Raw genomic sequence first — 12,775 nt, forward strand, 5'->3', positions numbered from 1 at the left:
TCATGGATTGACGAGGTCGATGAGCGCGAAGGGCTGCAGTCCGGACAACGCCGCCGCCGAGGGGTTCTTCGGCCGGCTCAAGCNAGAGTTCTTCCACAAGAGGAGCTTCCAGGGCGTCACGATCGACGAGTTCATTGCGATGCTGGACGAGTACATGGTCTGGTACCGGGACAAGCGCATCAAACTCGAATACGGGATGAGCATCATGGACAAGCGCATCCAGCTCGGGCTCGTCGCCTGAACACATGTGATATCGTTCTGAACGACCATTCAGACAACGAAGTCCAACAAAACGTCACCACCCCCAAACGCGGATACCAACTTGACAAAACACAGGCCCGGTACGCCTTGCGATCCCCGCTGCGCTCGTAACGGGCGGCGCCCGTGATCTCGTCGGCCTCGGCGTCGAGCATTGCGTTCAACGTCTCCTCGACGCTTCTACGGACCATCCGGTCCAGGGTGGTCTCCAACATGGCCTGGTCGACCTGTAGAATCTGCTGTGACATGGCTTCGTGCCCTCTTTCCAATCGCGATTTGTTTTGTTTGGCGACAGAAAATCGTACACAGGACACGAGCCATGCCCTTTCATCTCAAGCCCAAGCCAAAGTGCGCAAAATTTCGGGCCTTATCGCAGTAATTGTCACAACTGGTAACTTTATCTTACCAGTTGAGATTAATGAGGTAGTTGTTGGGATGACTGCTTAGACAGTGTTGTAAAGACGTTTGGGAAAAGCGGCGCGGTACTGACGTGGAGTGAGTCCAGTGCGACGCTTGAAAACGCGCATGAAATATTTGGGATCGTCGTAGCCAACTTCGCGGGCGATATCGGCTACTGGTGACGCGGTAGAGCTGAGCAGTTCGCGAGCGCGATCGATACGATATTCTGCGATTTGTTCGACGACGCTGATGCCGAACGCACGCCGATACACTGACGTGAGATAACTCGGTGAATAGTGGAATCGTGCTGCGATACCGGAGACGGTGATGTTATCGCACGCATTGGCCATGATCCATGCGCGTACGGCTAACATTGGCGCAAGACCGGATTGACTGGTTGAGTGTTGTTGTGTGATGGTGGACTGCGCGGAATCGGCTGAAACGTTCAGGTAAGACTGAGTGGTCGGACCAACCACTGGACTGGAACCCGCGTATGAGCCGCCATGCCAACGGCCAGCTACATCGGCGTCTGTCGCGAGTATTGGTCGACCATCCGCACGAATGCCCACAATACCTGTAGGTTTCACTGATGCAGTGTTTATTTCTGATCGAATTTGCGCGCTAATTTCAAGCAACAGACTTGTTGCGGAATAATCACAGTACACATTGCGATGCGGACCGAATCGCGCATACAAATCGATAAGTTGACCACAGAGTACTGCCACACGATCAGGATCAATCACGCGACTTCGATCAGGAATGATCACTACATGGTCGTCTTGCGGTAGGGTGAAGTCGTCAACCATCTGCGCGTCTGGCATCCGAAAATGCATCCAGTAGAATTCGAGATCATCGGTGATGATATCAGCTCCAGCATGCTCTACACCAACCGGCAGTAAGATAATCTCCCCTGCATGAACACGCATCGTACGCTCGCCCACACGAATTGGCAATACGCCACGACGTACGAACATGAGTTCAAACGAGTCGATAGTGCGCTGGGCATGACGCCACCCTGGACCGGACACGAATTGGCCGATCGATACGAATTCCACTGGTCCTTTCAGACGACCAATCATCATGTTCATACAGCGCTCCTTAGCGTAGCTGTATTAGAAAATCAGCATGGCTTGAGCAGAACGAGGAGTATCGTAGCGGATCATCAAGTCGAGATCTTTCGGCAAAACCGGCATCTGACATGCGTCGACTGAAGTTTCTCCAAAGTCAGCATCAGTCCACGGGTCGTCGATAAGCAGTGCGCCACTCGACTGATCGCGACCGGTTACAGTAATCCAGTGCGGGCAAGCCTCGCCGTGCATATGCAGCTCGTCAATCAACACCACCGCCATATGACCGGCATCTACGAGCGCAGCGATATCATTCGCGTCAAAAGGCTCAGTCTCTACTGGGACGCCGCGCTCGTGCACTTGCCGCTCAAATGCCTGCTGTGTGTCGCGAGCCATCGCAGCGTCGAGAATGCCCAGCCGACTGTCAGGATGCAGAACTGGTCCAGCGTTTGACACGCGAATCGTGGGATGTGCACCGCGTCGTTCGGCTGCCAATGCTAAACCGTACGGCTCGCAGGCAACCGCAATTGTCGCTTCACGCCACATTTGCAATTCTTCGTCGCGTGTAGGTTTAGGTGCGATACCAAGTCGGTACATGGCAGTGAGCACGGCAACCGGACCGCACGTAAATTCTGTAGTTTGCCGATAATGCTCGTCTGAGTTGGTGGTCAGTTCCGTACCGTTATGATCAAGATCATATTTGATCACCGTGATGTCTGGTTCTTGCAATGATTGTTGCTGAGCGAACGTGATCAAGCCATCCCACAGTTGCTTATCACCGCCGATTGCGGTGAGCTTCTGCTGAGCGGTGTGTGGACGATGATAACCGAGTACCGCCGCGATCTGGGGTTCTGCTGTTGGCTCAGTTGTTGACGCTCGGCCAGCTACCTCAACCGATTCAGTTGTCAACGTATCATCTTCAGTATCCGCGATCGCAAGATAGACTGTGCGCACGAGTGCTCCACCAGCCTTGGCCAGCGCAGCCGCAGTGTTCTCAGGCAAAGCAATACCGTTGATCGCGCGCGGCGACTCGCCTTGTGCAACAGTAACAGCACAATATCGAGTCATGTGGGGCTCCTTTCTTTGAGTATCTTGCATCAATCGTTCGTTTACCATGCTCGTGGCAACGTCCTTTAAGGGGAACTGCTGCGCGTTATGTCAATTATGGCGGTCAAAACCTAGTGCGTTGTTGGCGTAGCTGCCGTGTCATCGTCAAGGCTGGGCGGCATAGCGGCGATGAGCGTGCGTACATAATCATGCTGCGGATGAAGCATGACTTGATCAGTGGTGCCGGTTTCAACGATTCGTCCATGCCACATCACAGCAATGCGATCGGAAATACGCCGTACCGTATCAAGATCATGCGAAATGAACAAAATCGCTAAACCGAGTCGTTCTCGCAAATCGAGCATCGTTTCGAGCACATGTGTTTGAATATTGGCATCCAGCGCAGTCACTGCCTCATCAGCAACCAACAGTTTTGGCTCAGGCGCAAGCGCACGAGCGATCGCCACGCGCTGACACTGGCCGCCAGACAATGTGCCAGGCTTTCGATCAATAAGATTCGACTCCAAACCGACTTTGCTCATTAATGATCGAATCGCAGCATCATCATGCGGTTTACCAGAGATCTTAAGCGCTTCAGTAAGTGTGCGTCGCACTGTCATGGTCGGATTCAACGAACCGTACGGATTCTGGAATACCAGCTGCGCTTGCTCACGCGACCACGCAACATGGTTACCTTGCGCATCCACGTAAGCAATACTGCCGGAATCTGGCGTTTCAAGTCCGACTAAACACCTCGCAACCGTAGATTTGCCCGAACCAGATTCACCGACCAATCCCACGATTTCACCGGCACGCACGTGCAATGACACATCGTCAACAGCCGGAACGGACGCACCAGCAAACGTTTTCACCACATGCTCGGCTATGACAACATCCTTACCCGGTTCAGTACGCGTGCCAACATGCAATTTAGCATGCGCTTCAAGCAGTTCACGCGTATACGCCGACTTCGGATGATGCATTACCTGTTCACGATCACCCTCTTCCACAACCAGACCATCATGAAACACCACTAAATGATCAGCTCGCTCAACCGCTAAAGCTAAATCATGCGTAATGAGCAACATCGTCATGTGCCGTGATGCGCGCAATGATTCCAGCAAGTCGAGCACAGTCTGCTGCGTTGACGCGTCCAATGCCGTAGTCGGCTCGTCTGCGATCAACATACGCGGCTGTGGTGCGAGCGCGGCCGCAATTGCAACGCGCTGACGCATACCGCCAGACAGTTCATGCGGATACGCGTCAGCCACAGCCGGGTCAAGACCTACATCAGTGAGCAGTGAAATAACCGCATCACGAGTACTGCGATGGTCATACGACTGATCAGATTTGCGTAAGCCGTCCGCAATCTGCTGACCGATGCGACGCAGCGGGTCAAGTGAGGAGAACGGGTCTTGCGGTAGCCACACAATCGTAGTCCCACGAATCGTTCGCCACGCACGCTCGCCAGCAGCGAGGTTAACCGGTTCACCAAACAGCTCATATTCACCACTCGTCTGTGATCGTTCAGGCAACAGTCCAGACAGTGCCTTCGCAGTTACTGACTTACCGGAACCAGATTCGCCGACGACAGCGACCGTCGCGTTGGTTGGAATCGTCAAGTCAACGCCACGAATAATATCTTTGCCATCAATCGCAACATGTAGTCCGCGTACTTGTATGGCAGGCGGCACGGATGTAGCAGTCGGCATCGTCGGCACAGTAGAACTGACGTCTGCCACTGCAGCCGCTGTAACTGATGTATCAGACGCGTTTGCTGAAGCGGTTAATGAAGTCAGAGATGACGATGAAGTTGCGCGAGTCATCAGGCCTCCCGTTCACTGATTTCAGTAATCCAATCGCCAACAATGTTGAGCGCAATTGATGTGACGATAATGGCCACGCCGGGCGCGATTGCTGCAAACGGATTGTCGAACAGTAGATTGCGCGCGTCAGACAGTTGCCGACCCCAGTCTGCATCTTGTGGTGAAACACCGAGGCCAAGAAACGACAGCGATGAGAGCGAGACGAGCGCGTTACTCATGTCAAGGAAGAGAGCGGCTCCCACCAACGGACGAATCACTGGGAATAGGTGGAATGTGAGCGTGCGCAGTGGACCCAGTTGCAGCAGACGCGTCGCGTCAAGGAATGGATCATTGATGTGTGCGAGCGCACCCGATCGTACGAGACGCACCTCGTAAGGGGCATACAAAATCACGAATACGAGCACGTTCGTCCAATATCCGCCGCCGATTACGCCTGCGACAACGATCGCGAGCAACAGTGTCGGTAACGACAGCATGAGTTCGACCACGCGTGAGATGAGCCAGTCGACCCAGCCGCCGACGTATGCTGCGGTTAATCCGAATATGAGTCCGATTGCCATTGCGCCGACTGCGATCGTCACCGGTCCAGTGATTGCAGTGCGTGCACCAGCGAGGGTGAGTTTGAGCACATCGCGTCCGAGAGCGTCAGTGCCGAGTGGATGATCTGCGTCAGGTAGCGCAGTGGACAGGAGGATATTTTGGTTGAGCGCGCCGGCGCTGAGTGCAGGCACAGCGCTGAGTATGATCACGATCGCGAGCACCGCGAGCGCGATGATTTGGGGCAATCGATGCCAAAGTTTAGTGATCATCGCGTCACCTCCTGTGCACGATCGTTTGTTGTGGCTGTGGTTTGAGTTGAACTTGTCACGTTTGTACGGTCTGCGTTATCAGCAAGTTGATCATTACTGTTCTGATCGTTACTGATCAAACCTGCACGACTGTTTGCGCTGATCGTTCGTGATCGTAACCGTGGATCAATGAGTGCAGCTAGTGCGTCGACAATCGCCGTCGCTACGCAAATGATCGTCGCCATGATCATCGTGATCGCTTGCACTGTCGGAATATCCTTAAACGTCACCGATGACTGTAGTAACGTACCGAGTCCACCGATCGAAAACGTCGTTTCAACGATTACCGTACCGGAAACCAACGTCGCAATCAGCAAGCCAGACGACGTGACGATTGGTAGCGCAGCGTTACGCAGTTGCGCAAGTAGAATTGTGCGACGTGATACTCCACGTGATCGTGCGAACAGCGTGTAATCAGTATCGATCTGTTTAATCAACGATGCACGCGAAATCTTGACCACTGAAGCGATTAAGCCAATCGCCAATGTGATCGACGGCAGCAGAAGATGCCAAATCGCATCAGCAAAACCGCCGTCTCCTAAACCGTAAATCGGAAACCAACCAAGCTGCACAGACAGCACATACAGCAGTAATAAACCGATTGCGAAACTCGGCGCGCTCAAGCCAGCCACAGCGAGTGCAGTCACCAGCCGATCCTGCCAACGACCGTTACGTCGCGCAGCAAGAATACCCAGCGGCAAGCCAATAATCAACGCAATCGCCAATGCCATTACCGCTAATGCCAACGTAATCCACGCACGTTGACCGATCATTTGACCAACCGGCAACTGCGTGCGAATCGACACACCAAAATCACCATGCAGCAAATTATTCGCCCACCGCACATACTGTTGCCACAACGGTTCATCGAGATGATACTGTGCGCGAATCGCAGCAAGCTGTTCCGGACTGACCTTCTTCGCACCGGCCAGCGTACGCGCCGGATCACTGTTGGTCACATACAGCAAACTGAACGTAACCAGTGACAGCACGAATAGTAACAACAGCAGATTCACCAGCCGTCTGCCGAGGAACTTCAACGCGCGCAACAGTCCTCCTCTCATGAGTGTGTCTCGTTCGTATATACCTTATATATGATTGCTCAGTCCTTAATATATACGGCCAGGCTCCCCCGAAGGAGAGCCATTTTGTGTTGCAAATATATGATCATATGATCATGCGGCAGACAGTGCGGAATGGTTTTTCCGAACAATCTGCCGCATGATCAACGGACGCTCAGTTACTGTGCTCAGTTACTGTTGCTCAACAAAGTCAGCAGCCCAGTTCGTGCCGAGCCAGAACGTGTCGATATTCTTCAAACCGACACCCTTGCGGGTAGCGACAGCAGCCTTACCCCAGTAGACCGGCGAGTAAATATCCTGCTCCAGAGCGGTCTTCGTGGTTTCGAGCACAATGTTCAGCTTTTCAGTCGTGTCGCTGAGTGTACCGATCGAATCAGTCTTCGCGGCAACCTCATCATCCTTCCAGTTGGCAGGATTTGCACCCGCACCTCCGGCAGCGAGCAGCCACGACGTGACCTCGTTCGGTTGCGGAGTGGTCGGGTTGTAAATCATCCAAGCAACACCTTGCTTGCCGTTGCCAACCTCGCTCAGCCACTGCTCAAGCGGAATTTCCTTGACGTCTAACGTGATGCCAAGCGGCTTAAGCGATTCAGCAAGCGCAAGGGATGCCTTGCCAACAGCCGGGTAACCGGTCGGATACGTGAGTGTGGTCGTGAACCCAGATGCCTGCGAAGACTGCTTCAGCTCTTCTTTCGCCTTGTCGATGTTGTAATCGAGCGCTCCGAGATCCTTAACCGCTTCAGCAGCCTTGTCCTTATCATTGTCGGTCCAGCCGGCCAGCTGCTCCGGCGAATCAATACTGGTCGCAACCTCGCCATAGCCCTTCAGCACGCCCTTGACGATGCTCGCCTTGTCGAGCGCGTAAGAGAACGCCTTGCGGACGTGAATATCATCGAACGGCTTCACACCTTGATCGAAGGTCAGACCGTAGTACGAACGATCAGAATACGCGGTAACCTTGGCATCGTTCTTAGTCCACTGGTCCACTCCGGTAACCGGCACGTTGAACGAAGCGTCGACTTTGCCGTCTTGGAAGGCGAGCAGACGAGTGGAATCCTCAGTAATGAAATCCACGCGAACCGTGTCCGGACCGTCGTTCTCACCCCAGTAATCCTTGAACTTCTTGAGCGTTACGTGGCTGGACGGGTCGAATTCAGTGACCTGATACGGTCCAGTACCGTCGATGAGTTTCTTGGAAGAACCGTAGTCGGAGCCGGCTTCTTCACGGAACTTCTTCGAGGTGACAAACAAACCAGCGACGTTGGATACCTGCGTCGGGAATTCAGTTTGCGGCGTCTTCAACGTGATCGTGATCTGGTTGTCGCCGGTTTTCTCAACCTTATCGACATAATCCGGCCAGTAGACAGACAGACCAGGCGAGAGTTTAGCGTCGCGAGCGGTATTGATAGAGTCGATAATGTCGTCGGTGGTGAGCGTGCTACCATCGTGCAACTTAACGTTCTGACGCAGGTCAAATACCCACGTCTTGTTATCGTCGCTGCTCCACTTTTCAGCAAGCGCAGGAACGACTTTACCGGTTGCGTCAACGCCGGTGAGTCCTTCCTGATAGAGAGCCGCAAGCTGATAGTTGGCGCTACCAGCTTCCTGATTGACGCTCAGAGTGCTCACGGCTGACGCGCTGGCGATCTTGAGATCTTTCAGTGGGGTGCCTGACGTGGTCTTGGCACCGGTTTCGCTGGGCTGCGCGGTGCCGTTGTTCGTGGTGCCCGTGTTGCCGCAGCCGGCGAGCGCCAGCGAAAGCGACAGAGCAAGTGCGATAGGTGCGAACACCTTCTTTGCAATATCTCGAGTTGTATGAACCATAATTGTCCTCTTCCCTCTAGGCATTTCCTGAGGTTTGCCCTCTAGGTCTGTCTGTGGTCGGCACTGCGGATGATTGTTGTATCTGTTATCTGTTTTTGAGGTTCCGCGTGCGCCATCGGTATACAAGGTACCGGATGCATGGACCAAGAGGAAATGAAGACGAGTGGGTGTGCCGGTTGAGGTATCAACGATTTCATGCCCGCTATAGGTTATTGGTATGGCGAGTTTAGCGGCGTGGCGGCAGGCTTTGCAGTGAAGATGATTGAGGGGTAGTTACACTTTCGGAACATTCCGAAAGTGTAACTACCCCTCAGACCGCTTCGCGGCAACATGTGAAACAGACGAGTGCTACATGACAAATCAGTCGTGCAGGAACACGGTCATCTCGTTTTCGCCGCGGTTGGCCCATGCGAAGTATGGGATAAGCGTCGCAGTCGTCGCCTCGCGCTTAACCGGTTGATACGGTGCGTATAGCGGCGCGAACGCCGCAGAATCAGCGGTAGTACCGGACGGAACCGGTTCACGCCACGCCGGCACTTCGAGACGTACCATGTCGCGAGCTACCTCGTCAACCTCACCTTGGCCGTCGGCGTCGATGCCGGCTGCACCAGCGTGGAACGTGAACGGCACAACCTTAACCGCTTCAGGATCAGCCACAATAGCATCCACATCAGCATGCAGAAGGTGCAGGTTGTCTCCATTATCTGCACCTTCGGCGCAGAACGTGATCGGTCCGCGCACGAACGCTACACGACCGGAATCCTCACGTACCATTGGGTTCGCAGCCATCATGCGCACCGGCATCGGGAAGTCGAACGTCACTTCGTCGCCGTCATGCCATTCGCCAGTGAAGTACACGTAGCCGTCACGAATCTCACGAGTTACGCGCGCACCATCAGCCTCGCCAGTTGCAGAAATCGCAGCGGCAGCAGCATCAACTGAACCGGTCCAGCCAGGCAGACGGAATGCGAGCGTGAACGTTGCCGGCGAAGTCGAACCAGCACCATCACCGTCACCCAGTCGTACAGTCGCTACGCCATTGCCCTTCCACGGCAGTTCAGCAGCAACATCCAACGTCACCGCAGCCCCGCCAAGCTCAGCGCGCGCCACGCCACCCATGTACAGGTGTGTGAACAGCGTCGTCTCATCATCCGAAATCGTATATGCGTATTCCTGCACCGATTCGACAATACGCGCGATATTTGGCGGGCAGCAAGCACAACCGAACCACTTCTGACGCACCGGCTTAACGTGACCAACACGATTGTCCTTGTGGCAAGCGTACGGGTTAACTTCGAGCGGGTTGACGTAAAAGAAGCTCTTACCGTCAAGCGCCATGCCGGCCAACGTCGTGTTGTAGAGTGCGAGTTCCATCACGTCCGCGTACTCGGCTTTCGGCGCAATTTCAAGCATGCGACGCGCGAAGAACGCGAGCGAAATCGCCGCGCACGACTCAGAATATGCGGAATCGTTCGGCAGATCATAGTTGTACGAGAACGCTTCGCCGTTCACCGTGCCACCAATACCGCCGGTAATGTACAGCTTCTTGTCAACAATGTTGCGCCACAGGTTCTCACACGCAGTAACGAGCGTCGGATCATCAGTAAGCTTAGCGACTGCAGCCATACCGGAATACAGGTAGCCCGCACGAACTGCGTGCCCAACCGCTTCAGTTTGCTCGCGCACCGGCTTGTGAGCCTGCGCGTACGGGTAGTCGAACGTCCAGTTAGTGTCGGAGTAGCCGTCTTTCTTGTCGCGTTCGCCTTCGTAACGGAAGTAGTTCGGCTCAGTGCCGCGCTCATCAATGAAGAACTTGGCAAGATCGAGGTACTTCTGTTTACCGGTTAAGTCAGCGAGGCGAGCAAGCGCCATTTCGGCGATTTCGTGGCCCGGGTAGCCCTTGAGCTGGTCCGGGTTGGGACCGAACACCTCGCCCACGTAGTCAGCGAAACGCTCGGCGGCTTTCAGCAGCTTATCCTTGCCAGTGCCCTCGTAGTAGGCGATAGCACCCTCGATGAGGTGGCCGAGGCAGTACAGTTCGTGGTGCCAACGCAGGTTGTGGAACGCGCGGTCCATACCGTTCAAAATGTAGTATGTGTCAAGGTATCCGTTGTCGAGCTGGGCAGCACACACGATGTCGATGGCCGCGTCGGCGGTCTTTTCGAGCTCAGCATCCGGATGCTGGGTGAGACTGTAGCCGACTGCCTCAATCCACTTGGAAAAATCGGTATCTTGGAACACGAAACCGTAGAACTTATCTGGGTCCGGGTTCTTCGGATCGTCAGGCTTGGACTCGAATCCGCGGTACGTATAGGCTGGCGGGACGAACTTTTTACCTTCAGTATCCTTACGCGCGTTCTGCGCGGCCGCTGCCTTGAAGTTGTGCATGCAATAACTCGGCGCGGCACCGGGAACGTTATCGTTCAGAGCGTTCCACTGGAACGGGATCACGGCCGTACGCACAAGCTCCTGCTCGGCGTGCCAAAACGGGTCGGTGACAGTGACGTTGCGCAGTGCGAGCGGCTTGCTGTGCTGCGGTTGGGTGGACATATCGGCTCCTTCGACTTATGTCTGATAGTGCGGAATCGATGATCGACTGGGGAGTTCCGATTGATCGAAACTGACTGATCAATGCGTTCATCCGGTTGATCGGATTGACATGGTCTACTGTATGCGCGGTTATCTCATCGTTGAGGTGGATAAATCGTTGACAAGGCGGACTTTATGATCTTGTGGGGATGTGGGTATGGGCAGACACTGTGGGTCCGGACTGTTCATATGACTGAGGTGGCGTGTGGGTATCGACTGACTGTGTGGGTGCGGACTGTTCATGAAGAGCCCATAAACAGGGGTTTCATGAACAGTCAACACCCACAATCGCCAGTAATGATCAGCCCACGCCCACACTCGACCACCAAATCTGCGCAACTACTTTCTCCTTATTTCTCCAACAAATTGCAATACAGCCATATCTCCTTGGTTTGCAAATTGCAGTAATACTTACTCTTTGAGGTTTGCAAACTGTCAAAAAAGTCAGTTTATTTGGTTTGCAAATTGCAATATAAGATTCATTGTTCTACAATCACATCATGTTCACCCGTAAAACAATGACATCACTAAAGCGTTGGAAACAATACAAAACCACTCAGGCTCTGCTGGTTGATGGTGCACGGCAGGTTGGCAAAACAACGCTGATCGAACAATTTGCTCATGATAACTACGATCATGTGGTCGAAATCAATCTCTATGAGAACGACGAAGCGCGCGAAGCACTGTCCTCCGCAACGAATTCCAAAGATCTATTCTTAAGAATTTCCGCCTTTGCTGGAACCACAATGATTCCCGGCAAAACACTCATCTTCCTTGATGAAGTGCAAGAATGCCCACAGATCATTACTATGATCAAATTCCTCATGCAACGTAACGATTATGATTACATTCTGTCTGGCTCTATGCTTGGCGTGGAACCAAAAAACATTCGCTCCCAGCCAGTCGGATATCTCATGACCACCACCATGTATCCGATGGATTTTGAAGAATTCGCATGGGCCAATGGTATCGGAACAGACGTTATTGATACCGTACGTGAAGCATTCAATACATGTACACCAGTGGACGAGTTTATCCACCGTCGATTACTACAGCTCTTTCACCAGTATCTTATATGTGGAGGCATGCCAGACGCTGTACATACATTCATCGAGACTAACGACATCCAACGAACTCGGGCAGTTCAAGAAGGTATCGTTGATCTATATCGTCAAGATATCTCCAAATACGCTGGAGATAGAGCTCGCATCGTGCGCAGAATCTTTGATCTAATACCTGCTGAACTCAACGATCAGAATAAACGGTTTGTCATTCGCGATGTGGAAGGACAATCTCGAATTAATCGATACGACAACGATTTCATGTGGCTATCAGATGCCAACGTCGCTTTACCTACATATAACGTGAGTGAACCACGATACCCATTAGCCATGTCCATGACCTCAACCAAGTTTAAACTATTCATGGCTGACACAGGTCTACTTACATATGCCTGCGGTATGGACGTCGTGCGCGACATACTCATCGGTCGCTCCGACATTAATTACGGCTCCATATATGAAAATGTTGTAGCGCAAGAACTTAAAGCACATAATAATCCGCTTTACTACTACAAATCGCGCACCATTGGCGAGTTAGATTTCCTCGTCGAACACGACAACGTAATAGTGCCAATTGAAGTGAAATCAGGAAAAGATTACAAACGACACAGTGCTCTCAACAACGCACTACGCACGGATAACTGGCATATTAATGAAGCCATCGTTTTCTATGACGGCAATGTCGAGCAAGAAGGAAAACTGCTATATTTGCCAATCTATATGGTTGGCTGTCTTCAAGGTAAGCAACGAGCGCTTTGAGGAAGCAACGGAAGG

Annotated in this window: 9 protein-coding genes and 1 pseudogene; 2 read left to right on the forward strand and 8 right to left on the reverse strand. The window is 53.0% G+C overall.

What is annotated here, in order from left to right; genetic code table 11:
- Window positions 1-19: 19 nt before the first annotated feature.
- Window positions 20-241: an IS3 family transposase gene (locus BHAP_RS09010; protein WP_476693456.1), complete on the forward strand. Its 222-nt coding sequence runs from the start codon at window positions 20-22 to the stop codon at window positions 239-241.
- Between the two features lie 94 nt (window positions 242-335).
- On the opposite strand, the pseudogene BHAP_RS11920 reads toward BHAP_RS09010, so the two are convergent.
- From BHAP_RS11920 to BHAP_RS09050, 8 genes and pseudogenes are all read right to left on the reverse strand, one after another.
- Window positions 336-506: pseudogene (locus tag BHAP_RS11920) on the reverse strand (transposase); the annotation flags it as partial.
- Window positions 507-701: 195 nt separating this feature from the next.
- Window positions 702-1,745: an AraC family transcriptional regulator gene (locus BHAP_RS09020; protein WP_244569375.1), complete on the reverse strand. Its 1,044-nt coding sequence runs from the start codon at window positions 1,743-1,745 to the stop codon at window positions 702-704.
- Between the two features lie 24 nt (window positions 1,746-1,769).
- Window positions 1,770-2,792: a peptidase C39 family protein gene (locus BHAP_RS09025; protein WP_158216462.1), complete on the reverse strand. Its 1,023-nt coding sequence runs from the start codon at window positions 2,790-2,792 to the stop codon at window positions 1,770-1,772.
- Between the two features lie 110 nt (window positions 2,793-2,902).
- Window positions 2,903-4,597, reverse strand: a complete 1,695-nt coding sequence (locus tag BHAP_RS09030) for an ABC transporter ATP-binding protein (RefSeq protein ID WP_211279721.1) — start codon at window positions 4,595-4,597, stop codon at window positions 2,903-2,905.
- Window positions 4,597-5,406, reverse strand: a complete 810-nt coding sequence (locus BHAP_RS09035) for an ABC transporter permease (protein ID WP_094730376.1) — start codon at window positions 5,404-5,406, stop codon at window positions 4,597-4,599. The genes BHAP_RS09030 and BHAP_RS09035 overlap by 1 nt, the downstream gene beginning before the upstream one ends.
- On the reverse strand, window positions 5,403-6,509 hold the full coding sequence (locus BHAP_RS09040; RefSeq protein WP_094730377.1) for an ABC transporter permease: 1,107 nt from the start codon (window positions 6,507-6,509) through the stop codon (window positions 5,403-5,405). Before BHAP_RS09040 ends, BHAP_RS09035 begins: the two co-directional genes overlap by 4 nt.
- Before the next feature lie 189 nt (window positions 6,510-6,698).
- Complete coding sequence (locus BHAP_RS09045) at window positions 6,699-8,351, reverse strand: ABC transporter substrate-binding protein (protein WP_158216463.1); 1,653 nt, start codon at window positions 8,349-8,351, stop codon at window positions 6,699-6,701.
- A gap of 360 nt (window positions 8,352-8,711) precedes the next feature.
- Window positions 8,712-10,901, reverse strand: coding sequence for a glycoside hydrolase family 127 protein (locus BHAP_RS09050; protein ID WP_094730379.1), 2,190 nt, complete (start codon window positions 10,899-10,901; stop codon window positions 8,712-8,714).
- 539 nt (window positions 10,902-11,440) lie between these two features.
- Here BHAP_RS09050 and BHAP_RS09055 point away from each other — a divergent pair.
- Window positions 11,441-12,760 carry an ATP-binding protein gene (locus BHAP_RS09055; protein ID WP_094730380.1) on the forward strand — a complete coding sequence of 440 codons (1,320 nt, stop codon included), beginning with the start codon at window positions 11,441-11,443 and terminating at the stop codon, window positions 12,758-12,760.
- Window positions 12,761-12,775 lie beyond the last annotated feature (15 nt).

Origin of the sequence: Bifidobacterium hapali, from assembly GCF_002259755.1 — a bacterium.
GTDB lineage: Bacteria > Actinomycetota > Actinomycetes > Actinomycetales > Bifidobacteriaceae > Bifidobacterium > Bifidobacterium hapali.

What these genes read in the sequence shown, in the direction of transcription:
- BHAP_RS09040 (WP_094730377.1), bottom strand. Translation starts at nt 6,509, where the DNA reads ATGAGAGGAGGACTGTTGCGCGCGTTGAAGTTCCTCGGCAGACGGCTG.
- BHAP_RS09030 (WP_211279721.1), bottom strand. Translation starts at nt 4,597, where the DNA reads ATGACTCGCGCAACTTCATCGTCATCTCTGACTTCATTAACCGCTTCA.
- BHAP_RS09050 (WP_094730379.1), bottom strand. Translation starts at nt 10,901, where the DNA reads ATGTCCACCCAACCGCAGCACAGCAAGCCGCTCGCACTGCGCAACGTC.
- BHAP_RS09025 (WP_158216462.1), bottom strand. Translation starts at nt 2,792, where the DNA reads ATGACTCGATATTGTGCTGTTACTGTTGCACAAGGCGAGTCGCCGCGC.
- BHAP_RS09020 (WP_244569375.1), bottom strand. Translation starts at nt 1,745, where the DNA reads ATGAACATGATGATTGGTCGTCTGAAAGGACCAGTGGAATTCGTATCG.
- BHAP_RS09035 (WP_094730376.1), bottom strand. Translation starts at nt 5,406, where the DNA reads ATGATCACTAAACTTTGGCATCGATTGCCCCAAATCATCGCGCTCGCG.
- BHAP_RS09055 (WP_094730380.1), top strand. Translation starts at nt 11,441, where the DNA reads ATGTTCACCCGTAAAACAATGACATCACTAAAGCGTTGGAAACAATAC.
- BHAP_RS09045 (WP_158216463.1), bottom strand. Translation starts at nt 8,351, where the DNA reads ATGGTTCATACAACTCGAGATATTGCAAAGAAGGTGTTCGCACCTATC.